Raw genomic sequence first — 25,777 nt, 5'->3', positions numbered from 1 at the left:
TTAACCCTGCTGTTCCAGCTGCTGCAACACCTTGCGCAGATCGCCGCCATGCTGCGCCAGCAAGGCTTGACCCTCGCTGACCGACTGGCCCGAGGCGACCAGCACCGCCAGCCGGATCTCATTGCCTGCATCGGCCAGCGCCTGCGCCGCGATGGCGGCATCGACCCCGGCGATATCCTGAACCATCCGCTGCCCGCGTTGCAAGAGCTTCGCGTTGGAAATGCGCATGGCGACCATCCGGCCTTCATAGACCAGCCCGCGCCGCAGCATGATCGCGGTGGAGAGCAGGTTGAGCGCCGCCTTCTGCGCCGTGCCCGCCTTCATGCGGGTGGAGCCCGCCACGATCTCGCTGCCGGTCACGGCCAGAATGGCATGCTCGGCATGGGTCAGCAGCGCGGAGCCGGCGTTGTTGGCGATGCCGATGGTCAGCGCCCCGGCGTCACGCGCCTGATCGATGGCGGCCACCGTGTAGGGCGTGCGGCCGCTGGCGGCCACGCCGATCACCACATCGCGCGGGCCGATGTTGGCGGCGGTGACTTCCGCGCGGGCGGCATCGGCATCATCCTCGGCCCCTTCCCTGGCTTCGGTGAGCGCATCGGAGCCGCCTGCCATCAGGAAGACCATGCGCTCCATCCCCCAGCCGAAGGTGGGGTAAAGCTCGGTGCCATCCTGCACGGCGAGGCGGCCAGAGGTGCCCGCGCCCACGAAGACCAGCCGTCCGTCATCGCCAAGGCGCTGCGCGGCCTGTTCGGCGGCGGCGGCGATGGCGGCGGTCTGCGATTGCAGCGCGGCGATGGCGGCCATCTGGCCTTCCAGCATCGCCTCGACCGCCAGCTGGGTGGGCCAGAGATCGAGGTCGCGGTAGCGGGGATCGAGCGTTTCGGTGTTCATCACAAGCTCACTGTTCGGCCGGAGCGCGCGCTCCGGCGGGAAGGATGCAGATCAGGAAAGCGATCACTGTGCCGATGCACAGCTGGAAGGGGAAGGACAGGCTGCTCAGCGCCTCGGGAAGGCCAAGAGCGCGGGCGATAGAGGGCTGAAGCAACAGAACCGTGACAAAGCCGCCCAGCAGCGCCGCAATCACCGATCCCGTCGAGCCGCGCCGGGTGAAGAGCGCCGTGAAATAGACGCCCAGCAACCCGGCATAAGTGAAGACCATCACCTGCAGCGCGAACTCCAGCAGGCCCATCTGGGTGTAGCGCTGCCAATAGAAGGAGACGACCGCCATCAGGAACATCGCCACGCCGATCACGCCCATGCCCGCGCGCCCGGCCTGCACATAGTGGTGTTCTTCCGCTGCGCCGCGCTTTTCGCGCCATGGGCGATAGAAATCCTGCACCAGCACCGAGGACATGGCATTCAGCGCCGAATTGGTCGTGGCCACCGCCGCCGCGCAGATGCCCACCGTCACCAGACCGCGCAGGCCGCCCGGAAGCTGGGTGAGGATGTAATGCATGAAGATGCTGATCTTCTCGCCGCCGAAACGGTTGCCCGCCAGAGCGGTGGCGCCGCCCATCAGATCGGGCCGGTCGTAAAACACATAGAGCAGCAGGCCGATCACGATGAACAGCCCCACCACCGGCACCGTGCCCAGCACCGACATATAAAGCCCGCGCGCGCTGGTCTTGGCGTCGGCGCAGGAGAGCAGGCGCTGCGTGGTGTCCTGATCCATCCCGGCATTGGCGATGTAGAGCAGGGTCATGCCCAGCACCACGGCGGGCATGGAAAAGGGATGCGAGGGCGAAAGCGACAGATCGAACAGCCGCAGCTTGTTGACGCCCTCTGGCGTGTGCATCAGCCCCTCGATGATCTGGCTGTTGGTCGCCGGGATCGCGTAACGCAGGAACACTAGCACCGCGATGGCCGAGCCGAGATAGACGCAGAACTGGATCAAATCGTTCCACAGCACGGATTTGAGGCCGCCGACAAAGGTGAACAGCACGCTGGCCACCACCAGCAAAGCCGCAGCGATCATGATGCCCTGAGCGCCCACGCTGCCCGTCATAACCATGGCCAGCGCAATGGCCGCCAGATAGACGCGCGCGCCCCCCGCGAACACCCGCCCGATCAGGAACATGCCGCCCGCCCAGCGCGTGGCCTTTTCGCTGAAGCGCAGGGTCAGCAGCTCATAGGCGGTGGTCGCCTTGATGCGGTAGAAGCGCGGGATCATCACATGGGCCACGAAGATCGCGCCCAGCAGACCGCCGATGTTGCCGCTCAGATAGGTGAGATCGCCGTGATAGCCGTAATCCGGCCCGCCCAGAAAGGTCGCCGCCGATTGCGTGGCCGACAGCACCGAGACCGCCGCCAGCCAGGATGGCACGCTGCCCCCGGCGAGGAAATAGTCGCGCGCCGAACCGGTGCTGCGCGGGGTGAAGATCCAGCCCCCGCCCACCAGCAGCAGGATATAGAGGCCGATCACCAGCCAGTCTGCCATGGAAAAGGGCAGCGTCATGAAGAAGTCTCCGCGATGGGAAAGGCCATCGATGGGGAAAGGCCGCCCCCGAACCGGTCGGGGGCGGCAGGCAGGGTCGCGGTTTAGATCCGCGCCGTCAGCGAGATGCCCACGGTGCGGCCCATGATGTCATAGGTATCGGGGAAGGTGTTGAACACGCCGCCGGTCGAAACGAAGGGCGGGGCCTTGTCGAAGATGTTGTAAAGACCCGCGCTCATCGTCACCACATCGGTGAACTTGTAGCTGGCCGAAAGATCGAAGGTGTCCTGAGCGGCGATGGTCTCGGTCGAACCCACCGTGCTGGACCGCACCTTGCCAATCCGGTTCCAGTCGAACTGCACCACGCCCTTGTCGAACAGCCAGCCCATGCCCGCCGTGTGGCGATAGGCGGGCTGCACCAGAGTCGTGCCGTCGCTCGAGCAGGTGGCGCCGAAGGTGCCCTTGCACTGCACCGCCGCCACGGTCGAATTGGCCTGGATCAGATAGGAGGTGACGATGTTGCCCTGATAGCTGAAGCGCATGCCCTTGCCGGGCAGCCACTGGGGCCGCGCGGTGTAGCTGGCGGCGATGTCCAGACCGCGCTGCAGCAGGCGGCCCAGATTCTGGTTGTTCACAAAGGCATCCTTGAAGGAGCCATCGGCATTACGCGTCACCAGCCCGCAGAGCGGATTGCTGGCGCTGGGGTTGGTGACATAGCAGCTGGTGATCGCCGCGATGGGCTGGATCACGCCCACCGCGCCGCGCAGATCGAGATTGTACCAGTCGACCGAGACGTTCAGCCCGGGGATGAAGGTGGGCGTCAGCACCGCGCCCAGCGTCTTGGTGTAGCCGGTTTCGGGTTTGAGCGCGGGGTTGCCGCCGTAATAGTAATTGCCCGTCAGATAGGTGGGCGAGAAGCTGTTGGTCGAACCCACTGCCGGCGCGCCGAAGCGGGCGCATTGCGCGGCATTGCCGGTGCCCAGCACGCAGGGATCGCCGCCGTAACGCGGGGTCAGGCGTGCCACGGTGACCAGGCTGCTGAAGGGCAGCGAGGACATGCCCGCGGCAAACTCGCCGAAGTTCGGGGTGCGCAGCACGCTCTGATAGGTGCCACGGAAACGCAGATTGCGGTCCACCTGCCAGTTGGCTTCGGCCTTCCAGGTGCCGTGATTGCCAAACAGGTTGTAGGAGGAATAGCGATAGGCGCCGCCCACATCCAGCTTGCGGATAAAGGGCGTGTCATGGATCAGCGGGATCAGCACCTCGCCATAGAGTTCCTTCACGTCGAACTCGCCATTGTAGGCGGCCTGCACGCCCTCGCGATAGGTGTTGCCGCTGAGCAGCGGCGCATCCTGACCGATGGTGGCGGTCTCACGGCGGTATTCCACGCCCACCGCGAAGCCGATCGGGCCAGCGGGCAGCGAGAAGACATCGGCCAGCGAACCGCTGATCGTGCCCGCCGTGACGAACTGGTCGCGCGTGCGGCGGAAGCCGTTGATCGAGCTGCCCAAAGCGCTGGCCAGACCCGAGGAGTTCGGCCCGAAAATGTTGACCGTGTTCACGATGGAGGCGAAATTGTTCGCGCCGCTGGCGTTGGTGACCAGACCGTCGCCGGTGATCTCGGTGTTCTCGCTGGAGCGGCCATACTGCGCGTAGACGTTCCACTTGATATGCGGCGTCAGCGGGCCCCGGAAGCCGCCCTGCACCTGCAGCGTGTTGCGCTCGGTATCGTAGTTGATCAGCCCCAGCTCGGCCAGCGAGCGCGAAACATTGACCTGCGCCACGCCGTTCACGAAGGTCAGCTGGTTGCGGATGGCATCGGTGAGGAAGGGATTGCTGGCGCTGATCCCCACCGTCTGGCTGACCGAGGCGGGCGCGGCGCCCGGCGTGCCGGTTTCCTGGCTGCGCATATGGGTGAACATGGCGCGGCCATAGAATTCGACCTGCGGCGTGATCTCATACTTGAACAAAGCGGCGGCATTGATGCGCTTGAGCGGCGAGGTCAGCGGATAGGAACCGGAAATGTTCGAGGTGGCCGAGGGATTGGTGGTGAAAGCCCCGGCATCGGTGAAGCCGAACTTGCGCCCGCTCGCCACATCGGTGAAGACGCCGCCCACGCTGGGAATGGTCTGGCCTGGCGTGTTGGCCCAGTCGCGCTGACCAGCACGCACGCCGTCGCGCTGGGTGTAATCGACGGCGATCACCAGATGGCCGCGATCGCCCAGCTTGCTGCCCCAGGTCAGCGAGCCGCCATAATTGGCCCCGCCGCCGCGCGTGGCAAGGCGACCGGTGGTGCTGGCCTGAATGCCTTTGAAGTCATCGTTCAGGATGAAATTGACCACACCGGCCACGGCATCGGCGCCATAGACCGCCGCCGCGCCGCCCGTCAGCACATCGACGCGCTTGATGAGCGAGGCGGGCAGCGCATTGGCGTCGACCGAATTGCGGAAGCCGAAAGGCGCGGCGCGCGTGCCGTCGATCAGCACCAGCGTGCGGCTCTGGCCGAAGTTGCGCAGTTCCAGCACATTGGCGCCGAACGCGTCACTGCCCTGCGAACCCTGGCGGACACCGCCCGAAAGCTGAGGCAGCTTGGTCGAGAAGTCCTCGATGGTCATCGCCGACTGCAGCTTGATCGCCTCCTGATTGGTGGAGGAGATCGGGCTGCTGGCGGTGAGCCCCGGCACGGCAATGCGCGTGCCCGTCACGACGATTTCATTCTGCGGCGCGGGTGCTGCAGCCGCGGCATCCTGCGCATTGTTGGCAGGCGCATCCTGCGCCTGGGCCAGCGAAGCCCCCTGCGCCAGCGCGACAACCAAAGCCCCCATGGCGATGGCACGACGATCCAATGTAGCCATAATTCCAGCCCTCTGTTTTCTTCCCTGGTTCAGGCCGCCGCCGCCCCTTCGTTTGATCGAAAGGTGCGAAAAACGGTCTGAACGCTCATCTGATAGAAAAATTCACGAAAAAATGCAAACAATCGGTATTCGACTGGTAGCGTAAGACCTAGACCACCACAGCCTGCGTGGCCGGGCGCCACAAGCAGCCACCCGTCAGCGGTGCGGCAACCCCGGTGGTGCCGGGAAAGGTCAAAGGCAGACCGCGCAGGCTGCGCGCCGCGAGAAAGCCCATCGCCTCGGCCTCCACGAAATCGCTGCGCAGGCCCACGGCATCGGCGCTGCGGCAATCGCCAAGACGGTCTCGCAGCGCCTGCATCAGCACCGGATTATGGCAACCGCCGCCGCAGATCACCCATACCCGGGGCTTTTGCGGCAGGCTGCGCGCCGCCAGAGCCACCGATTCGGCGGTGAAAGCGGTCAGCGTCGCCACGGCATCTTCCAGCCTGTAGTCCCACGCCCAATCCAGCGGAAAATCATAGCGGTCGAGCGACTTGGCGCCCTGCCCCCGGAAATAGTCATGCGCCAGCAGATCGGCCAGAATGCGCTGGTCCACCTGCCCCGCCGAGGCCAGACGCCCGCCATCATCGTAACGCCCGGCGCCGCGTTGCTGCACCACCAGATCGATCAGACCATTGGCCGGGCCCGTGTCGAAAGCGACCAGTTCGCCATCCGCGCCAAGAAAGGTCAGATTGGCCACGCCGCCCAGATTGAGGAAAGCCACCGGCGCCGCCAGCCCCAGCCGCGCTGCCAGCGCGGCATGATAGGCAGGCACCAAGGGCGCACCTTCGCCGCCCGCGCGCAGATCGTCCTGACGCATCTGGGCGACAACCGGCACATCCAGCGCATCGGCCAAGGCCTGCGGATCACCGATCTGCACCGAAAGCCGGCGCTTGGGGCGATGCAGCAAAGTCTGGCCATGAAAGCCCACCAGATCAGGCTTTTCGCCCGCCTGAGCCATCAATGCCTGCCCGGCCCGCCGATGCGCGGCATCCACCACCGCGCCCGCCGCAGAGAACGACTCCGGCTGCGCGCCATACCCATTCCAGTCCAGCGCATCCTCCGTGGCGCCGACCAGCACCGCACGCTCCCGATCCTCGAACGGCATCAGCAAAGCGGGGCCGAACGCCTCGATCGCTTCGCCATCACTGCGGAGCATCGCCACATCGACGCCATCCAGCGACGTTCCGCTCATAAATCCCATGACCAGCATCGGCGACCATCCTCTCTTCTTGCGCTATGACTATCATCACACCGCAGGACATTCAAACCACTTTAATGCCACTTGTAAAAACAGACAGAACCGGTATTATGAAACCCATGTCTTTCAACGCCCCCACCCGGATGGCCACGGAGGCGCTCGAAGCCCCCGCGCTGTGCCTCGCCCAACTCCGCCGCAACGCCGATCTGATGCGTGAGGCCGGCCAGCGCCTGCGCGCTCTGGCGCCACCCTTTGCCGCCACGCTGGCGCGGGGCAGCTCCGATCAGGCGGCCAGTTTCGCCAAGTTTCTGCTGGAAACGCGGGTCGGCCTGCCCACCGTCAGCCATGCCCCCTCGATCGGCTCGCTCTATCAGGCAACCTCCGACAAATTCCGTGACGTGCCGCTGATCGCCATCTCGCAATCGGGCCGCAGCCCCGATCTGCTGGCCGCCGCGCAGGAGGCCAGCGCGCGGGGCGCTCTGGTGATCGCGGTGGTCAATGATGCCGCCTCGCCGCTGGCCGAGCTGGCGCAGATCGTCATCCCCGTCCATGCGGGCGCGGAAACCAGCGTGGCGGCCACCAAGAGCTTCGTCTGCACCCTCTTCGCGCTGGCCCATCTGGCCGCCGAATGGAGTGGCGACGCCGATCTGCTGGATGCCCTCACCCATGCAGGTCCGCTGCTCGAACAGGCCGCGCGGGCCGACTGGTCCGCCGCCGTGCCGCTGCTGGCGAAGGCGCAGGAGATGCTGGTGCTGGGCCGTGGCCCCACCCTGCCCATCGCCGGTGAGGCCGCGCTGAAGCTCAAGGAAACCTGCAACCTCCATGCCGAGGCCTTCAGCAGCGCCGAAGTCGCCCATGGTCCGATGACACTGGTGGGCGCGGGCGATCCCGTGCTGGCCTTCGCCCCGCTCGATGTGGCCAGCACCGGCCTGCGCGAAAGGCTGGAGGATTTCACGGCGCGCGGCGCGCGGGTGATCGCCGCGGGAAAGCCCGAGGATATCGCGCCTGCCGCCCTGGTCTTGCCCTTTGCCCCGGACGCTCATCCGATCATCGGCGCCATCGCCCAGATCCAGAGTTTCTATGGGCTGGCCAATGCGTTATCGCTGGCGCGGGGCTGCAATCCCGACAACCCGCCCCATCTCAACAAGGTGACGAGCACGCTATGACATCGACAGATCTGAAGCGGTCTGCTCTTGCCGGCGCGCAGATCGTGCTGGCCGACAGGCTGGTGCGGGATCAGGCGCTGCTGATCGCGGATGGGCGCATCATCGGCCTTGCCGCGCCCGGCGACGTGCCCGAAGGCTACACCCACGTCGATCTGGGCGGCGGCACCCTGCTGCCCGGCTTTATCGACACGCAGGTCAATGGCGGCGGCGATGTGCTGCTGAACGATCAGCCCACTGTCGAGGGCATCCGCGCCATTGCGCAGGCGCATCGCCAATTCGGTACAACCGGCCTGCTGCCCACGCTGATCAGCGACCATGCCGAGGTGGTCGATGCGGTGCTGGCAGCGGGCGAGGCCGCGCTGGAGCAGGGCGTCCCCGGCGTGCTGGGCCTGCATATCGAGGGCCCCCATCTCAACCCCGCCAAAAAGGGCATCCACGACCAGAACCGCTTCACGCTGGTCGATGCTCAGGTGATCGAGCGCCTTGGCGCTCCCACGCTCGGGCGCCGCATCGTCACGCTGGCCCCGGAGCTGGCTCCCAAGGGCGCGATCGCCGCGCTGACGCGCGCGGGCGTGCTGGTGTGCGCCGGTCACAGCATGGCCGATTACGCCCAGACCCGCGCCGCGCTGGCCGAGGGCCTGGCCGGTTTCACCCATCTCTTCAACGCCATGACGCAGTTTTCCAGCCGCGAGCCCGGCATGGTCGGCGCCGCGCTGGAGGACCGCAACACCCATGTCGGGCTGATTGTCGATGGGCTGCATGTCCATCCCGCCTCGCTGCGGGTGGCTCTGCTGGCGCGGGGCACGGAAGGCGCGATGCTGGTCACCGATGCCATGCCGCCGGTGGGCGGACAGGGGCTGGATTTCACCCTGATGGGCACCAGGATCACCGTGACCAATGGCGATTGCCGGGGGCCGGACGGCACGCTGGCGGGCTCCGGCCTGAGCATGATCGCGGCCTTCAACAATGCCATCGACCTGCTGGGCTGCGATCTGCTGACCGCCTCGCGCATGGCCAGCGGCAATCCGGCGCGCTTCCTGCGGCTGGACGGCGAGACAGGCAGCATCGCCCCGGGCCTGCGCGCCGATCTGGTTCATCTGGATGACCAGCGCCAAGTCACTGCGACCTGGATCGACGGTCAGCACAAGGATACCCCATGACCCCCGATCTGGGTCTTGTCGAAGCCCGCTTCGGCCGCATCTGGAGCGAGGACGAACGCGCCCATGTGGTCGCCACGCTGGCGGCGGCAGGTTACAATTTCTACCACTACGGCCCCAAGGCCGACCGCGCCCTGCGCCGCGACTGGCGACGCCCGCACAGCGCAGAGGATGGCGCGATGCTGATGCGCCTCTCGGCCCGCGTCCGCGCCGCCGGCATGCGCTTCGGCATGGCGCTGACCCCGGTGGGCGCAACGCATCCTTTTGACGATCAGACCCGCGCCGATCTGGCCCGCCGCGTGGCCGGGCTCGACGCCATCGGCATCGACGATCTGGCCATCTTCTTCGACGATCTGCGCGGCGACATGCCCGATCTCGCCGCCCGTCAGGCCGAGGTGGTGAACTTCTGCGCGGGCCTCACCAAAGCCACGCGCGTCTACACCTGCCCCACCTATTACGCCGATGACCGCATTCTCGATGTCGTCTTCGGCGAAAGGCCGGCGGGCTATCTGGCCGATCTGGGCCGCCTGCTCGCGCCCCATGTGCAGGTCTACTGGACGGGCGAGGAGGTCTGCGCCCGCGCCATCGAACCGGCCCATCTGGCCCGCGTGGCACAGGAGCTGGGCCGCCCGGTCTGCCTGTGGGACAATTATCCGGTGAACGATGGCTCGCGCATGTCGCGCTTTCTGCATCTGCGCGCGTTGACAGGGCGCTCCCCCGCCAATGCGGCCCATATCAGCGGCCACGCGCTCAATCCGGCGATCCAGGCGCATCTCACCTGCATTCCGGCGCTGACCTTGCCGATGCTCTACCAACAGGGCGAGGCCTACAGCTATGGCGCCGCGTTCCAACAGGCAGCCCGCCGGATGCTGGGCGATGATTTGGCCGCCCGCCTTCAGGAAGATCTTCTGATCTTTCAGGATATCGGCCATGAACGGCTCGGGGCGCGCGCGGATCGCCTGCGCCGGCGCTACGACAACCTCGACCACCCTGCCGCCCGCGAGATCCTGCGCTGGCTGGAGGGCGCCGACCTGATGACGGACGACGAAGTGCAGACCCAATAATGGCCCACCCGCTGCTCACCCAACTCCGCCAGGCCGTAGGCTCCAACCATGTGCTGACCTCGGCGCGGGCCACGGCGCGCTATCGGCAGGGCTATCGCACGGGTTCGGGCCCCGCGCTCGCCGTGGTGCGGCCCGGCAGCCTGCTGGAGCTGTGGCGCGTGGCGCAGGCCTGCGTCGAGGCGGACGTCTCGATCATCATGCAGGCCTCCAACACGGGGCTCACCGGCGGGTCGACGCCCGATGGCGCGGATTATCCCGGCGGGCTGGTCATCATCAGCACCACGCGGCTCTCCGCCTTGCGGGTGATCCGCGAGGGCCAGCAGGTGCTGTGCCTGCCCGGCACCACGCTGCACCGGCTGGAGCAGGCGCTGCGCCCCTATGGGCGGGAGCCGCATTCGGTGATCGGGTCGTCATGCCTTGGCGCCTCGGTGGTGGGGGGCGTGTGCAACAATTCGGGCGGATCGCTGGTGCGGCGCGGGCCCGCCTACACGCAGATGGCGCTGTATGGGCAGGTGATGCCCGATGGCAGCCTGCGCCTCGTCAACCATCTGGGCATCGAACTGGGAGCAGAGCCCGAAACCATCCTCTCGCGGCTGGATCAGGGCCGGTTCTCCGAAGCGGATATCGCCCCCGCCGATGACCGCTGGGCGCATGACCACAGCTACACCGCCCATGTCTGCGACATCGAGAGCGACACCCCGGCCCGCTTCAACGCCGACCCGCGCTGCCTGTTCGAGGCCGCGGGCAGCGCCGGCAAGCTGATCGTCTTCGCCGTCCGCCTCGACACCTTCGCGCAGGAAAAGGACACCGCCACCTTCTACATCGGCACCGATCGGCCCGCCGTGCTGACCGATCTGCGCCGCACCATGCTGGGCACCTTCGCCGCGCCCCCCATCGCGGGGGAGTACATGCACCGCACCGCCTTCGATATCGCCGACCGCTATGGCCGCGACACTTTCGTGGCCATCGAAAGGCTGGGCACGGACCGGCTGCCGGCGCTCTTCGCCGCCAAGGCGCGCGTCGATGCCGTGCTGGGGGCGGGCCGCAGCGACCGCCTGCTGCAATGGGCCAGCCGCCTGCTGCCCGATCATCTGCCGCCCCGCATGCGGCAGTTCCGCGATCAATTCGCCCATCACCTGATCCTGAAGGTCTCGCGCGATCAGGTGGATGACACGCGCTCCCTGCTGGCCCGTCTGTTGCCCGGTGGTGAGGCAGGTGCGTTCTTCGAATGCAGCGCAGAGGAGGCCACCAAGGCCTTCCTCCACCGCTTTGTCGCCGCCGGGGCCGCCGTGCGTTACCGCGCCGTCCACAGGCAGCAGGTCGAGGATATCGTCGCCCTCGATGTCGCGCTGCCCCGCAACACGCGCGAATGGGTCGAGCATCTGCCCCCCGAACTGATCCGGCAGACCGTCCATGTGCTCTATTACGGCCATTTTTTCTGTCAGGTGTTCCATCAGGATTACATCGTGACCAAGGGCACCGACCCGCTGGCCTATGAGCATGCCCTCTGGGCCCTGCTCGACGAGCGCGGCGCGCAATATCCCGCCGAACACAATGTCGGCCATCTCTATGTGGCGCGGAGCGAACTGGCCGATTTCTACCGTCAGATCGATCCGCGCAACCAACTCAACCCCGGCATCGGCCACACCACCCGCACAAGGGACTGGGCCGAGACCGCCAGCCATGGAGCCCCCCACCCATGACCTATTATCTGGGCATCGATGCCGGCGGCAGCAATTGCCGCGCCCGCCTGATCGACGCCAACGGCGCCATCATCGGCGAGGGCCGCTCCGGCGCGGCCAATGCGCGCATCGGGCTGGAGGCGCTTTACGAGACGCTGAAGGACACCGCCGATCAGGCCGTGGCGCAGGCCGGGCTCTCCACGGATCAGCGGGCACAGATCAGGGCGGGCATGGGCATCGCCGGCATCACCCGCCCCGGCGTGCGCGAGGCGCTGCAGGGCTTCGACTTCGGCTTCGCCGCCACCGCCTATGCCACCGATGCGCTGATCGCCAATCTGGGCGCGCATGGCGGGCATGACGGGGCGATCCTGATCATCGGCACCGGCAGCGCGGCGCAGCTGCGCGTCGATGGCCATGACTTCACCATCGGCGGCTATGGCTTCCCCATTTCCGACGAAGGCAGCGGCGCGGCTCTGGGCCTTTCGGCCATGCGCCACGCCCTGCGCGCGCTGGACGGACGCACGCGCCAGACCCCGCTCAGCACGGCGGTCACCGCGCGCTTCAACCATGATACCGCTCAGGCCGTGGCGTGGATGGATCAGGCCACCCCGCGCGACTATGGCACCTTTGCCCCTTTGGTGATGGATTACGCCGAGGCGAACGACGCCATCGCCCGCTCCATCGTCGAGGATGCCGCCGCCCATATCGAGCGCTTCATCGAAACCATCTTCGAACGCGGCGCGGCGCGCTGCGCCCTGGTGGGTGGTCTGGCGCCGCGCATGGTTCCGTGGCTGCGCTCGCGCACGGTGCAGCATCTGTGCCAGCCGCTGGGGGATTCGCTGGAAGGCGCGATCAGTCTGGCCGGGCGCCCGCGCTCGGATATTGCCATAGAGGAAAAGTGACTGGTCGCACGCAGGGACGCATGCATCGCTGATACAGTCTGTTACAGGGATCGGTTCATTTTCGGGTCAGGAAGCGACGGGAACCAAGAAGGTTCCCCCGTAACCGAGAGTATGCATGGCCCTGTCCGATCTGTTTTCCTTCACCTCTTCCGATCTGGCGATCGATCTGGGCACGGCCAATACGGTGGTCTATGTCCGCAACCGGGGCGTGGTTCTGGCCGAGCCTTCGGTGGTGGCCTTGCAGACCATCAATGGTGTTTCCACCGTGCTGGCGGTGGGGGCGGACGCCAAGATGATGATGGGCAAGACGCCCGACCATATCCGCACCGTGCGCCCTTTGCGCAGCGGCGTGATTTCCGATCTCGAGGTCGCCGAGCAGATGATCGCCCATTTCGTGCGCAAGGCGCAGGGGCACGGCGATGGCGCGCGTCAGGATGTGGCGCGGCGGATGCGCGGGCGGCCCGAGATCGTGGTCTGCGTGCCCTCCGGCTCGACCCCGGTGGAGCGCCGCGCCATCCGCGATGCGGCCTCCAACGCCGGGGCCAGCAAGGTGTGGCTGATCGACGAGCCCATGGCCGCCGCGATCGGCGCTGAGCTGCCCGTCACCCATCCGGTCGGTTCGATGGTGGTGGACATCGGCGGCGGCACCACGGAAGTGGGCGTGATCGCCACGGGGGGCCTGAGTCTTTCCATGTCGGTGCGTGTGGGCGGCGACAGGATGGACGACGCCATCGGCTCCTATGTGCGCCGCCACCACAATCTGCTGATCGGCGAGGCCACGGCGGAACGGGTGAAGCTGCAGCTGGGCGCGGCGCGCATCGGCGATGACGGGCCCGAGCCTTCGGCGATCATCAAGGGCCGCGATCTGGCCAAGGGCGTCCCTCAGGAGATGACCATCTCTCAGGAGGAGATCGTGGAATCGCTGAGCGAGCCTGTCGGCCAGATCGTGGAGGCGGTGCGCGCCGCGCTGGAGCAGACCCCGCCGGAAATCGCGGCGGACATCATCGACGGCGGCATCGTGATGACCGGCGGCGGATCGCTGCTGGCCAATCTGGACCAGCTGCTGGCGCAGGAAACCGGCTTGCCGGTGACCGTGGCGGACAATCCGCTCAACTGCGTGGCGATGGGCGCGGGGCGCGTGCTGGAAGACGAGATCTATCGCGGGGTGCTGCACGCCACCTGAGAAGGCTGCTCAGCCCGGCCTGAGGTTAGCCCGGGCTCCCGCCATCGGTCTCGAAGGTGACCTCGAACCGGCCCTTGGCGGTGGCGCCTTCGCAGACGATGGAGATCGGATCGCCGGAAAAAGCGTCGCCATAGACGCATTTTCCGGTCGCCTTGAGCGGCTGGAGCCTGCCGCTCCCGCCCTTGCCGAGCGCGCCCTTCTCGAACTGCCGGAAGATGATCGTGTCGATCGGTTGCTCGCTGCCCAGATTGCCCAGCGGCTTTTTGCGCGCGCCGCTCCCCTCGAACTTCAGAATGTACTCGTTTTCGACGGAAAAGGCGAAACTCACGCGCCCATTGGGATAGGTGGTGCCGAAAGCCTGCTGGTTGCAGGGGTCATCGATCAGATGGTTGGCCACCACCAGATGCGTGCATTGCCCCGTGAGGGTGGCCTCCTGCTTCGCGCCGGCTTGCTGCGGCGGCGCGCCCCTGGCCGCCGCGCCCGTTGCCAGCAGCAGGAGAAGCGCGGTGGCGCGGGCCCTGGGCATGCTCTTCACACTCATCCGGCAGAACTCCGTCAGCAACACCAGATAGACGCTGCTCGAGCGAGGCTGTTCCCTGCGGCCCGTCTCGGGGCATGACAATCCCCCTTCGGCCGGACGGGGTTCGGTGCGCTTCAGTAGATGTCGCGCTTGTAGCGGCCCTCTTCCATCATCGTCTCGACGGTCTCGTCGCCAAGAGCCGAGCGCAGGGCGGCGTCCACCGCCGGGGCCATGCCCTTCAGGCTGCCGCAAACATAGATCGCGGCCCCGCGCGACACCCATGCGCGCAGTTCCCCGGCATGATCGGCCAGCAGCGCCTGCACATAGCGGCCATCGCCCGCATCGCGGGACCATGTGCGATCGAGCCGCGTCAGGCTGCCGGACGCCACGCTGGCCAGCAGTTCTTCCTCATGGAACGCATCGTGAGCGGCGTTGCGCTCTCCCAGCATCAACCAGCTGTCGGCGATTCCATGGGCGGCGCGATGGCGCAGATGGGCGCGCAGACCCGCCAGACCGGTGCCATTGCCGATCAGCACCATCGGCGCAGGGCCCACAGGCGCGCGGAAGTTGACATTGGCATGCAGGCGCATGGCGATCTCGGCACCGAGTGGCGCAAAAGCCGTCAGCCAGCCCGAGCCCAGACCCAGCCGCCCCTGCCCGTCGCTGGCCTGGCGCACCAGCAGATGCACGCTGCCATCAGCGGGGATCGAGGCGATGGAATACTCACGATGCGGCAGCGGGCGCAGCGCTTTCACAAGCCCTTCCGGATCGCGGCCGGCAACAGCCTCGGGCAGAATGCTGGCCGTGAGGTGATCGGCCAGCGTGCGCCCCGCCACCAGCGTCGCGCCATCCAGACCCGCCTGCGACAGCCATGCGCCGACTGCGGCGGGATCGTGGCGGGGCAGCACCTCGGCGATGTCGCCCGCCTCCCAGTCACGCGCCGCATCGTCCAGCGGCTCCAGCACGATATGGTAGGCCGGGCCGCCCGCGCTGCCCGGATTGAGCAGGCGCCGCCCGGCCAGACGCCAGCGGTCATAGGTCGCGGGTTGCCAGTCGGGCAGTTCGCCATGTGCGCCGATCGAGGCAATCTGCTGCTGCCACTGGCGCTGGGCGTCAGGGTCATCCCCATCGACCTCGATCATGTCGAACAGGCGGCGGGCCCCACCCTGATGCAGCCAGTGATCGACCTGATGGCCAAAGGCGCAGAAATCGGGATATTCGCGGTCACCCAGCGCCAGCACGGCATAGTCCAGCGCGCCAAGGGCAGCGGGCGCGGCCATCGCCTTGCGGGCGAAGCTGCGGGCATGGTCGGGCGCCTCGCCCTCGCCATAGGTGCTGACCACCAGCAGAGCGCGCCGCGCCGCCGCCAGCATCGCCTCGTCCAGCTGCGGCAGAGCCACCAGCTTGGCATCATCGAAAGCCGCCGCCGTCTGGCGCGCGAGGCGCTCGGCCCCGCCGGTCTGGCTGGCATAGACCACCAGAGTCTCGCCGCTGCCGCCATCGCCGGCCAGAAGGGGAGCATCCAACGCTTTCAGCTCGCGCTTTTTCCGCCTGCGGGCAAAATACAGCAACAGGCCGGTGACAAAGAACAAAGGCATGGTGAGGCTGGTGATCAGCATGATGATCCGCCCGATCAGCCCGAAAAACGCACCGCGATGCAGCTCGTAAACGCTGGTGGTGATGACCACGCCCAGCTTGCGCTTGGCATAGAGGTCCGCCTTCACCACCTCGCCGCTTTGCGCATCGATGCGGTAATTGTCGGTCATGCGGTCATGCCGCGCGCCGGGGACAAGGGCGCGGATATCGACCGGCTTGTCGCCCTTGGGGATGGTGATCCGCAGGCTCTCATACTTGCCGCCGCTGGCCTGAAGGAAGCTTGCCCATGCCGGGGCAAGAGCGGGGCTGGCAGCCTTCTTCTCGTCCTTTTCGGCGTGTTCCTGCTCGGCCGCCTTGCCGGTCAGGGCGTAGATCACGCTCTGGCGATACCAGTCATAGGACCACCACAGGCCGGTCAGCGCGCTCAGCAGATAGAACACCAGCACCCAGCCGCCGATCACCGCATGCAGCGCGCGATAGAGGTTGCGCCCGCTCATGCGCAGATCCAGCACGAACCACGCGCGCCAGTCGAGCGGCTTGCGCGGCCAGCGCAGATAGAGGCCCGACAGCGCGAAATAGATCAGCGAGAGCGCGGCGATGCCGGTGATGGTGCGCCCGATGCCATTGCCGTCGCCCGGCAGCGCCATCCAGCGGTGCAGGCTGCGCAGGAAGCGGAAGGTCTCCTCGCCCCGGGCATGGCCCAGCAGCTTGCCGGTGTAGGGGTCGATATAGCCGTAATCGCCCCGCCCCTTCCTGCCCTTGGGCGGATCGAAGAACACCTCCGCGGCCTTGCCCGGATCGGCGGAAAGGATCAGCGTGCCGACCCTGAGGCCGCCGCTCTGGGCCGAGGCGGCGGCCACCAGCGCATCGGGTGACAGCACGGGCCTGCCGGCATTGGCCACCGTCACCACGCCGGGGCTGAGCGCGGCCATGATCTCGTTTTCGAAGCTGATCGTGGCGCCCGTCACGCCCATCACCGCCAGCACGAGGCCGGCGGTGATGCCCAGAAACCAGTGGATTTGAAACAGGACGGTGCGGGTCATGGTGGCGGCGGTCTCGATCAGGGGAAGAGCTTGATCCGCGCATATCCACCGCGCCATGAAATTGATAGTGCAAATCTGTCGCAATAAATCTCAGATTGTAAGGGACCGGTTGAGGCGCAGCCAATTGCCATGGGCGAAGGCGGCCTTGTCCTCCCCTTCCAGCCCGCATGTGTCCAGAAACTGCCGCGCATCGCCGCCGGAACGGTACTGATAGGGAAAGTCGGTGGAGAAGAGCAGCCGCTCGGGGCCGACAATCGCGAGGGCGCGCTCAAGGTAATGCGGCATGAACATCCCGCTGGCCGTGACATAGAGATTGTCGCGCAGATAATCGGCGATGGGGCGGCGCAGGCGGGAAAAGCGGTCCATCGCGGCCAGACGCTCGGCATAGAACAGCACGACCTCCCCCCAATGGCCGAGGATGACCTGCAGATCGGGCAGGCGGTCGAAGGTGCCCGAAAGCACCAGCCGCAGAAACTGGATGCCCGCGTCATAATGCCAGCCCAGGCCAAAGGCGGCGAAGGCGACATCCAGTTCTGGATGAAAGCCCGAATAATAGGCCTGCCGCACCGCCGGAGAGGGCATGCGCGGATGGAGCAGGATCGGCGCCTTCAGCCGCGCGGCGCTCTGGAAAATCGGAGCGAGGAAAGGCGCGTCCAGATTGTGCTCACCCACCCGCCCGCACAGCATGGTGCCGGTAAAGCCCAGTTCCTTGACGCATCGCTCCAGTTCCAGCGCTGCTTCATCGGGCTGCGAGACCGGCAGCGTGGCGAAACCCTGAAACCGCTCGGGATGGCGCGCGATGGCCTCTGCCAGCAGATCGTTGGTGCGGCGCGCCAGATCGACGCTTTCCGCGCCCAGATCATGCAGCATCGGCGTGGTGAGCGAGAGAACCTGCATATCCATGCCGGTCTCGTCCATCAGCGCCAGACGCTGCTGGGCCAGATCCATCAGCCGCCCGGCGATGGGGCCGCCATGGAAGGCCACGCTGGGGTCCTGCGCCTCAAGGCCCAGATCGTGCCAGGCCTGCAAGACCTCGGGGGTGAGGATATGTTCTTCGATGCCGATCAACTGCATGGGGGGCTCCTGTGCCGGGAATGCCGCCTTATCCTCCCCGCGCTGCACAGGCGCCAGACGCAGCGGATGCACATAACAAGTGCATGGAACGCCTGTTCCCCGCGCCAGCTTTGCGGTACCCTGCCCCCATGATCGACATGAACCTGCTTGTCGCGCTCGACGCTTTGCTGGCCGAAGGCAGCGTGACCGGCGCGGCGCGGCGCCTTGGCCTGAGTTCCTCCGCCATGAGCCGCACCCTCACCCGCCTGCGCGCCGCCACCGGCGATCCGCTGCTGGTGCGCGCCGGGCGCGGGCTGGTCCCCACGCCCCATGCGCGGGATCTGCGCGACAAGGTGCGGCATCTCACCCATGAGGCGCGCGCCGTCCTCAGCCCGCCCGCCGCCGCGCTGGACATCGCCGCGCTGGAGCAGACCTTCACCCTGCGCGCCGGGGAAGGCTTCCTCGCGCGTTTTCTGCCGGTGCTGGTCAAGGCCATCCGCGAAGCGGCGCCGAACGTGCGCCTGTGCTTCACCCCCAAGCCCAGCAAGGATGCCCGGCCCCTGCGTGAGGGGGCCGTCGATCTGGACATCGGCGTGGCGGGCGAGTCCGGCCCCGAACTGCGCAGCCGCTTCCTCTTTCGCGACCGCGTGATCGGCGCCGTCCGCCCCGGCCATCCGCTGCTGACCGGCCCCATCACGCCGGAAAGCTATGCCGCCTGCGGGCATGTCGTGGCCTCGCGCCGGGGCGCGCAGAGCGGGCCGGTGGATCAGGCGCTTGCCGCGCTGGGGCTCTCCCGCAAGATCGTCGCCATCGTGCCGGGCTTTCCCGATGCGATGCGGCTGGCGCGCCAGTCCGATCTGGTGGCGCTGGTGCCCTCCTCCTGCCTGATCCGCACCGCCGAGGAACCCGCAAGGCCCGACGATCTGCTCGGCTTCGCGCTGCCGGTGGAGACCCCCGATGTGGTGGTCTCGCTGATGTGGCATCCCCGGCTCGATGCCGATCCGGCGCAGCGCTGGCTGCGCGACACGGTTCAGGCCGCCTGCCTCGATCATATGCGCGGCGCGGGAACCCGAATGCATGTTGCATGATTTTTCAAACTATGTCCGTGAAAGCTTTAGCAAACGCAGGGCAACCCGCTATGGCGCGATAAGGCGCAGTTCAGATGGCGTGAAGAATAAGGGGCGGGCCTGACATGGGCCGCGAAGGCAAAAAGGATAGTTGCGATGCTCGATGCTGACATCGGTCGAACCGGGGGCCAAACCGGGGGCCAGACACCGAGATCGCCGGATGGTTCGCCCGAGGAGCGCGAGCCCACCGTCTTCGCCCCCATCACCCCCACCCCCGCCCTGCGCGAGGATGAACCCTACAGCCGCGACGAGCTGCTCCACGAGATCTTCGAGGCCGCCCACGAACGCCACGCCTGGCGCAGCGCCGTGCGCATGCTGGCCGACGATCCGGAAAGCAGCCGCAAGACGCAGCTGTCCTATGCCGAGCTGCGCCGCCGCGCGCTGCGCTTCGCGCACGAACTGCGCGCTCTGGGCATCAAGCGCGGCGACCGGGTGGTGATCTGCCTGCCGCGCGGGCTCGACCAGTATATGGCGATCCTGGGCACGCTGTGGGTCGGCGCCTGCTATGTGCCGGTGGACTGGACCTATCCGCAGGACCGCATCGACTATATCGCGCAGGACAGCGGCGCGGTGCTGGTCGTCACCGAAAGCGAGCGCGCCGCCGCCATGCCGGTGCGCACGCTGGATCTGGACACGCAGCTGGGCGATCTGGCCGCCCACGAAGCCACCGAAATCACCCGCGCCGACACCGGAGCCACGCCGGAAGACCTCGCCTATATCATCTACACCTCGGGCACCACGGGCCGCCCGAAAGGCGTGATGATCTCGCACCGCAATGCCTGCCATCTGGTGCGTTCGGAATGCGCCATTCTGGCGCTGGACCATGACGACAAGGTCTTCGGCGGCTTCAGCCTGGCCTTCGACATGTCGGTCGAAACCATGTGGAGCGCCTTTTTCGTCGGCGCCGAACTGCTGGTCGCCGATGAGGCGCTGGCCAAGGCGGGGCCCGATATGGCGGGCGTGCTGGCGGCGGAAAGCCTCACCGTCTGGCATGTGGTGCCCTCTTTGCTCTCGCTGGTCGAGACGCCGATGCCCAGCCTGCGCCTGCTCAATCTGGGCGGCGAGGCCTGCCCGCCCGAGCTGGTGGACCGCTGGGCCCGCCCCGGCCTGCGCATGCTCAACACCTATGGCCCCACCGAAACCACGGTGACCGCCACCTGGACCGAGGTGCAGCCGGGCCGCCGCGTCACCATCGGCAAGCCGCTGCCCGGCTACACCGCCTGGATCGTGGACGAAAAGCTCTGGCCGGTGCCTGCGGGCAGCGAGGGCGAGCTGGTCATCGGTGGGCCGGGCGTGGGCCCCGGCTATGTCGGGCGCGAGGATCTGACCGCCGACAAATTCGTGATGACGCCCTTCGACGGGCCCGATGGCAAGCCAGCGCTGATCTACCGCTCGGGCGATCTGGTGCGGCTGGATGCGGTGGGCGACATCGAATTCATCGGCCGCATCGACACGCAGGTGAAGATCCGCGGCTTCCGCGTCGAACTGGGCGAGATCGAGGCGGTGATCGCCGAGGACCGCGCGGTGGCGCAGGCGGTCGTCCATCTCTTCAAGGATGAGGATGGCGCGGAATTCCTCGCCGCCTTCGTGGTGGCGCGCGGCGGCGCGGTGATCGATCTCGATGCCGCCAAGGCGCGGGTGAAGGAACGTCTGCCCAACTATATGCGGCCCGCCGCCTATCAGGTGCTGGATGCGCTTCCCACCCTGCCCGCCTCGGGCAAGGTGGACCGCAAGGCGCTGGTGCGCCCCGCCATGGCCGTGGCCGAGGACCGCGACACCGTCGCCCCCGCCACCCCGCTGGAGGAGCAGCTTCACGCCATCTGGGCCGAGGCCTTTGCGCCGCAGAAGGTCTCCGTCACCGACGATCTCTTCGAGGATCTGGGCGGCCATTCGCTGAAGGCCGCGCGTCTGGTTTCCGCGATCCGCAAGTCGAAAGGCTTGGCGGGCGTCTCCATTCAGGACCTCTACGCCGCGCCCACGATCCGCACGCTGGCCGAAAGGCTGAAGGACACGCTGATCTCTGACGATCACGAGACCGAACCCTATCACCGCATCGCCGCGTGGAAACGGTGGCTGTGCTGGATCGCCCAGACCGTCGCGCTGATCCCCATCTACACGGTGGCGGGGCTGCAATGGTTCTTCCCCTATGTGGCCTATACCCATTTCTCGGGCGATATGAGCCGCTTGCAGGCGCTGATGCTCAGCGGCCTGAGCTTTATCGCCATTCCGCCCCTGGCCATGCTGGCCTCGGTGCTGATCAAATGGCTGGTGATCGGGCGGTTCAGGGCGGGCGACTATCCGCTGTGGGGCGCCTATTACTTCCGCTGGTGGTTCGTGCGGCGCTTTTCCGAGGTGATCGCCACGCCCTATCTGGCAGGCACGCCGATGATCCGCGCCTATTACCGCCTGCTGGGCGCGAAGGTGGGCAAGCGCGCCTTTATCGGGCGCGGTCCCATCGATGTCGCCGATCTGGTGACCATCGGCGACGATGCCGTCATCAGCGATCAGGCGATGCTGGCCACCAGTTCGGTGGAGCGGGGCCTGCTGCGCCTGGGCTCGGCCACGCTGGGCAAGGGCGCCATCGTGGGTTCGATGGCGGTGGTCGGGCGCGGCGGGGTGATCGGCGATGGCGCGATGCTGGACGATCTCTCCTCGCTGCCAGTCAATGCCACCATCCCCCCGCGTGAGCGCTGGAGCGGTTCGCCCGCTCACAAGATCGCCGGAGACCTGCCGCAGCAGAGCGATGACAAGGCCGGCAAGCTGGCCCGCATGCTGACGGCGCTGGCGCTGTCTCTGGCGGCGCTGATCCTGCCGATCGTCGCCATTCTGCCGATCGCGCCCGGTCTGATCGCCATGATCGAGATCGACTGGAATTCCGACAGCTACACCTATCTGCTGCTCGCGCCCGGTCTGGCGGTCACCTATGTGATCCTGATGTGCGTGCTGACGGTGATCGCCAAGCGGCTGTTTCTGGGCCGCGTGCATGCCGGGCGCTATTCGCTGCACAGCTGGTTCTATGTGCGCTTCTGGTTCGTGCAGCAGATCAACGATCTGGCGCTGCGGCTGCTGCATCCCATCTATGCCACGCTCTATGTGGTGCCCTGGTATCGCGCGCTGGGCGTGAAGGTGGGCCGCCGCGCGGAGATTTCCACCGCTGCCGCCATCGTGCCCGATCTGGTCGATATCGGCCCCGAAAGCTTTATCGCCGACGCCGTGCTGTTCGGCGCCGCCCGCGTGCAGCCCGGCGCCATCGATCTGGCGCATACCCGCATCGGGCGCCGCAGCTTCATCGGCAATTCGGCGCTGCTGCCCAGCGGGGCGCAGATCGGCGATGGCGTGCTGATCGGCGTGCTCTCCACCCCGCCGCGCGATGGCGGGGCCGCCCAGCCCGATGGCACATGGTTCGGCTCGCCGCCCATCAGCCTGCCGGTGCGCCAGACCTCGACGCTGTTCGACGAAGGCGCGCGCTTCAACCCCGGCCCCAAACTGGTGGCGACGCGTCTGGCCATCGAGGCGGTGCGCGTCACCCTTTCGCTCACCCTGTTCCTGGCCTTCTTCGACCTGCTGCTTTCGGCGGTGGGCACGCTGGACGATCTGCGCCATGGCGGGCGGCTGATCCTGATCGCCTTCCCCTTCCTCTACATCGGTTTCGCGCTGGCCTGCGGGGCCTCGGTGGTGCTGCTCAAATGGCTGATCGTGGGGCGCTACAAGCCCACCACCCAGCCGCTGTGGAGCACCTTCGTCTGGCGCACCGAGCTGGTGACGGCCACCTATGAGAACCTCGCCGTCTCCAACCTGCTGGAGCCGCTGCGCGGCACGCCATGGCTGCCCGCCTATCTGCGCCTGCTGGGCTGCAAGATCGGCAAGCGCTGCTATATGGACACCACGGACGTGACCGAACACGATCTGGTCAACATCGGCGACGATGTGGCGCTCAACGATTTCGCGGGGCTGCAGACCCACCTCTTCGAGGACCGCGTGATGAAGGTGAGCAGCGTGCATGTGCATGACCGCGCCACCATCGGCTCCTACGCCATCGTTCTGTATGATGCGGAGATCGGCGAGGATGCGCAATTGGGCGACCTCTCGGTGGTGATGAAGGGCGAGACACTGCCCCCGGGCACCAGCTGGGAAGGATCGCCCGCCAGGCTGGTGGCGCATGGGGGATGATGCCGGAGGTCTGGCATCACGGCGCGCTGGGGGATCTGCCTGCGGTTCATGACGCGCCACAGATGTGGCTGCTGCGGCTGGACGATCCTGCGGTCGCCGCGCTGGCAGGCGGCGCGGCGCTGCGGGAAAGCGATCTGCGCGATCTGGCGGGGCGCCCTCAGGCGGCGATGCGCGGGCTGCGGCGGCAATTGACCCGGCTGCTGCTGGCGCGCCTGGCAGGGTGCCATCCCGATACCATCACCCTGCGGCGCGGCGATGCGGGCGAACCTCTGGTGGATGCCCCCCAGGGCTGGCACATCAGCGTGGCGGGCCGCTGGCCTCATGCCGTGATCGGCGTGGCGCGACAGGCGCTGGGCGTGGACATCGAGCCTGAAGACGCTCTGCCCCCGCCTGAGGACGCCTTGACCGCCGGCGAACGCCGGGATTTGGCCGGAGCCTCCGATGCAGCACTGGTCGCCCGCTGGACGGCCAAGGAGGCTCACGCCAAGGCTTTGGGCATCGCCTCAAGGATCGAGGGGGGCGATATCCATACATGGCAGGATGGGCCGCTGCTGCGCGCCCGTTCCCTCGCAGGCGAAACTGTCGGCCATCTGCATCATCGCGATGGGCTGATCTGCGCGGTGGCCGTGATCAGAAGACCTTGATCTCGCTCACCATCAGCGTGGTGCCCGGCTTTTTCCCGAAACTGACCTTCAGAGCGCTGGTGGCCTCACCCGGCAAGGCCACGCGATAGATGTTACGGCCATCGGGGCGCAGTTGCGCCAGCTTGCGCCAATGCCCCTCGCCGCCGGTCCAGACCGTGGCCGATGTCGGCAAGGCATGGCCCTCGCCCGACACAAGGGCCAGTTCCATGGCGCGGGGCTCAATGGGCTTCTCGAAACTCAGGCCGACCCATTCGCTGGTGGTGTCACGCGCGGAGACCCAGCCATTGGGCAGCTCGCGGAAAAAGCTGATGCGCCCATCGACAAGTTGGTGCAGTTTCTCCGCATCCCCGCCGCTGGAGGCCGCCACATGCGGCCAGCCGTTGCGCAGCAATTGCACGGCCAGATCGATGGGATGCGGCTGATCGGGGTTGGCCTTGCGCGGCACGGCCAGCTCCATCCGCCCCGCCGTGGCGCGCTGCCCGGCCAGCCGCCCATCGAGCCAGACTTTCAGCCCCGCGCCTTGATGGAAATGATCCCCGGCGCGGTCATAGGTCACCGTCAGCAGATGGCCGTGATAGGGCAGATCCTGCAACGCAAACCAGCCTGGCCCCTCGCCCGAGGCAGGAAGCAGCGGGTCGAGGATCAGCCTGTCATCCGCTGAAGGCACGATGCCGACCAGCCCCGTCACCACCAGATCGTTGAAACCGGAGTGGAAATAGTGATGGCTGCGCGCCAGACCCACGATGGGAGCGCCAGTGGCGGGATCGTAATCCTCTTCCAGATCGAGGCGGCCATCGGCCTGCCGGTGGAGCGCGGCATACTGGCGCAGCAGGCGCCAGTATTCGGCCCGCGCCACCGGAGCGTCGCCGCCGCGATCATGCAGCATGGTGGCCAGCGCCATCAGCGCCTGTGTCGTCTGGAAAGGCCACACCGGCCCGTTCCACTGGCATTCGCGCAGGCCGGTGTCCTTGTCGTAGCGATATTGCCGCATGTAGTAGCGATAGGAGGGCTCGGCGGTGCGCAAGCCATGCGGGCCGCCAAGCTGATCGGCATCGAGCAGATGGCGCCATGCCGCGTCATAGCCTTTGTCGCTGCCCACCACGCCGTAAGCCCAGGGCAGATAGCCCACCAGTTCGCGCTGGTCGATCTGGTCCCACGCTTTCACGAAAGCATTGCTGTCTTTGTAGCGGTCCACAAAATGGGTGAGGCCCGGGCTCCACAGATCGGTGAGCAGAGCCTTGCGCAGCGTTTCGGCCTTGTCGGCATAAAGCCGCGCCTGCTCCCCCTGCCCGGCCAGCGCCGCGATCCGGCTGATCGCCCGCGCATTGGCCACCATATAGGCGTTGATCGAGGGCCGGAACGCATCCCCGCCGCGAAACCCGTCCTTGCCGCCCGAAGCATTGATCGATGTGACCGTATATTCCGTGGCATCGAGCAGCGGCTCGATCCAGTAGAGGCCGCGTGCCTTGTCGAAATGGTCGTCCCATGCGGCGTAGATGCGCTGCATCTCGGGCAGATAGCGGGTGACGGCAGCGCGGTCGCCGTCGGCCAGATAGCGGCCCCAGACAGCGTCCGCGATGGCTTCGCTGAAGTGCCGGTCATTGCCGCCATGGGCGTAGAGATAGCCGATGTAATCGCCCGCGAAGCGGCGTTGGCGCAGCCAGCGGCCTTCCGCGATATGGAAGCCGCTGGCGTCGTTCAGCCCGGCCCATGGCTCGCGCTGCCAGCCGACATCGTCGAAGAATTCGGTGGTGAGATAGCCCTGTTCGCCCGTGTCGCGCTGATGCGCGCGGTACAGCGCCCAGCGGTAGTACCACACATCGTCCAGCTGCGGATCGGAACTGGCGAACAGCGGGATGTTGCCCGCATACCATGCCGCATCGCCGCCATAGCGCTGCGCCAGGACAGCCTGGGCATCCAAAGGCGCGGCAGGCGAACCCG

General features: G+C 67.0%; 17 protein-coding genes. 9 read left to right on the top strand and 8 right to left on the bottom strand.

The window, feature by feature from the left end; genetic code table 11:
• The 4 genes from SR3_RS06470 to SR3_RS06455 form a co-directional block, all read right to left on the bottom strand.
• Positions 1-891 (bottom strand): N-acetylmuramic acid 6-phosphate etherase, encoded by an 891-nt coding sequence (locus tag SR3_RS06470; protein ID WP_068082537.1) that lies wholly within the window; start codon positions 889-891, stop codon positions 1-3.
• Between the two features lie 7 nt (positions 892-898).
• Positions 899-2,455 (bottom strand): sodium:solute symporter, encoded by a 1,557-nt coding sequence (locus tag SR3_RS06465; protein WP_068082534.1) that lies wholly within the window; start codon positions 2,453-2,455, stop codon positions 899-901.
• An 83-nt stretch (positions 2,456-2,538) separates the two neighbouring features.
• Positions 2,539-5,289, bottom strand: coding sequence for a TonB-dependent receptor domain-containing protein (locus SR3_RS06460; protein WP_068082532.1), 2,751 nt, complete (start codon positions 5,287-5,289; stop codon positions 2,539-2,541).
• A 148-nt stretch (positions 5,290-5,437) separates the two neighbouring features.
• A complete protein-coding gene (locus SR3_RS06455) occupies positions 5,438-6,541 on the bottom strand; it encodes an anhydro-N-acetylmuramic acid kinase (RefSeq protein WP_068082528.1) in 1,104 nt (367 codons plus the stop codon).
• A 98-nt stretch (positions 6,542-6,639) separates the two neighbouring features.
• Between SR3_RS06455 and SR3_RS06450 the strand changes: the two genes are divergently transcribed.
• The 6 genes from SR3_RS06450 (at position 6,640) to SR3_RS06425 (ending at position 13,683) form a co-directional block, all read left to right on the top strand.
• The gene (locus SR3_RS06450) at positions 6,640-7,695 is read left to right on the top strand and encodes an SIS domain-containing protein (RefSeq protein ID WP_245653803.1); all 1,056 of its coding nucleotides are present in this window, start codon (positions 6,640-6,642) and stop codon (positions 7,693-7,695) included.
• Positions 7,692-8,855 carry an N-acetylglucosamine-6-phosphate deacetylase gene (gene nagA, locus SR3_RS06445; protein ID WP_068082525.1) on the top strand — a complete coding sequence of 388 codons (1,164 nt, stop codon included), beginning with the start codon at positions 7,692-7,694 and terminating at the stop codon, positions 8,853-8,855. Before SR3_RS06450 ends, nagA begins: the two co-directional genes overlap by 4 nt.
• Positions 8,852-9,916 (top strand): beta-N-acetylglucosaminidase domain-containing protein, encoded by a 1,065-nt coding sequence (locus SR3_RS06440; RefSeq protein ID WP_068082522.1) that lies wholly within the window; start codon positions 8,852-8,854, stop codon positions 9,914-9,916. The genes nagA and SR3_RS06440 overlap by 4 nt, the downstream gene beginning before the upstream one ends.
• Positions 9,916-11,619 (top strand): D-lactate dehydrogenase, encoded by a 1,704-nt coding sequence (gene dld, locus SR3_RS06435; protein ID WP_068082519.1) that lies wholly within the window; start codon positions 9,916-9,918, stop codon positions 11,617-11,619. The genes SR3_RS06440 and dld overlap by 1 nt, the downstream gene beginning before the upstream one ends.
• Positions 11,616-12,500 carry a BadF/BadG/BcrA/BcrD ATPase family protein gene (locus SR3_RS06430; RefSeq protein WP_068082514.1) on the top strand — a complete coding sequence of 295 codons (885 nt, stop codon included), beginning with the start codon at positions 11,616-11,618 and terminating at the stop codon, positions 12,498-12,500. The genes dld and SR3_RS06430 overlap by 4 nt, the downstream gene beginning before the upstream one ends.
• A gap of 115 nt (positions 12,501-12,615) precedes the next feature.
• A complete protein-coding gene (locus SR3_RS06425; RefSeq protein ID WP_068082505.1) occupies positions 12,616-13,683 on the top strand; it encodes a rod shape-determining protein in 1,068 nt (355 codons plus the stop codon).
• 25 nt (positions 13,684-13,708) lie between these two features.
• On the opposite strand, the gene SR3_RS06420 is transcribed toward SR3_RS06425, so the two are convergent.
• The 3 genes from SR3_RS06420 to SR3_RS06410 form a co-directional block, all read right to left on the bottom strand.
• Entirely contained in the window at positions 13,709-14,224 is a 516-nt protein-coding gene (locus SR3_RS06420; RefSeq protein WP_157098670.1) for a hypothetical protein, read from the bottom strand.
• A gap of 113 nt (positions 14,225-14,337) precedes the next feature.
• Positions 14,338-16,842, bottom strand: coding sequence for a PepSY domain-containing protein (locus tag SR3_RS06415; protein ID WP_068082706.1), 2,505 nt, complete (start codon positions 16,840-16,842; stop codon positions 14,338-14,340).
• A gap of 90 nt (positions 16,843-16,932) precedes the next feature.
• Complete coding sequence (locus SR3_RS06410) at positions 16,933-17,916, bottom strand: amidohydrolase family protein (RefSeq protein ID WP_068082703.1); 984 nt, start codon at positions 17,914-17,916, stop codon at positions 16,933-16,935.
• A gap of 137 nt (positions 17,917-18,053) precedes the next feature.
• Here SR3_RS06410 and SR3_RS06405 point away from each other — a divergent pair, with 137 nt between their 5' ends.
• The 3 genes from SR3_RS06405 to SR3_RS06395 all read left to right on the top strand — a co-directional run bounded on the left by SR3_RS06405 (position 18,054) and on the right by SR3_RS06395 (position 23,836).
• Positions 18,054-18,983, top strand: a complete 930-nt coding sequence (locus SR3_RS06405; protein WP_245653802.1) for a LysR family transcriptional regulator — start codon at positions 18,054-18,056, stop codon at positions 18,981-18,983.
• A gap of 135 nt (positions 18,984-19,118) precedes the next feature.
• The gene (locus SR3_RS06400) at positions 19,119-23,192 is read left to right on the top strand and encodes a Pls/PosA family non-ribosomal peptide synthetase (RefSeq protein WP_084455051.1); all 4,074 of its coding nucleotides are present in this window, start codon (positions 19,119-19,121) and stop codon (positions 23,190-23,192) included.
• Positions 23,189-23,836 carry a 4'-phosphopantetheinyl transferase family protein gene (locus SR3_RS06395; protein ID WP_068082496.1) on the top strand — a complete coding sequence of 216 codons (648 nt, stop codon included), beginning with the start codon at positions 23,189-23,191 and terminating at the stop codon, positions 23,834-23,836. The genes SR3_RS06400 and SR3_RS06395 overlap by 4 nt, the downstream gene beginning before the upstream one ends.
• Here the strand turns inward: SR3_RS06395 and SR3_RS31770 are convergent.
• The coding region (locus SR3_RS31770) for an MGH1-like glycoside hydrolase domain-containing protein (protein WP_068082493.1) at positions 23,823-25,777 on the bottom strand (1,955 nt) is incomplete at its 5' end. The two genes, SR3_RS06395 and SR3_RS31770, sit on opposite strands and share 14 nt — an antisense overlap.

This window comes from Novosphingobium rosa NBRC 15208 (assembly GCF_001598555.1).
Classification (GTDB): Bacteria; Pseudomonadota; Alphaproteobacteria; order Sphingomonadales; family Sphingomonadaceae; genus Novosphingobium; species Novosphingobium rosa.
This window is presented reverse-complemented; position numbering and strand designations above follow the sequence as displayed.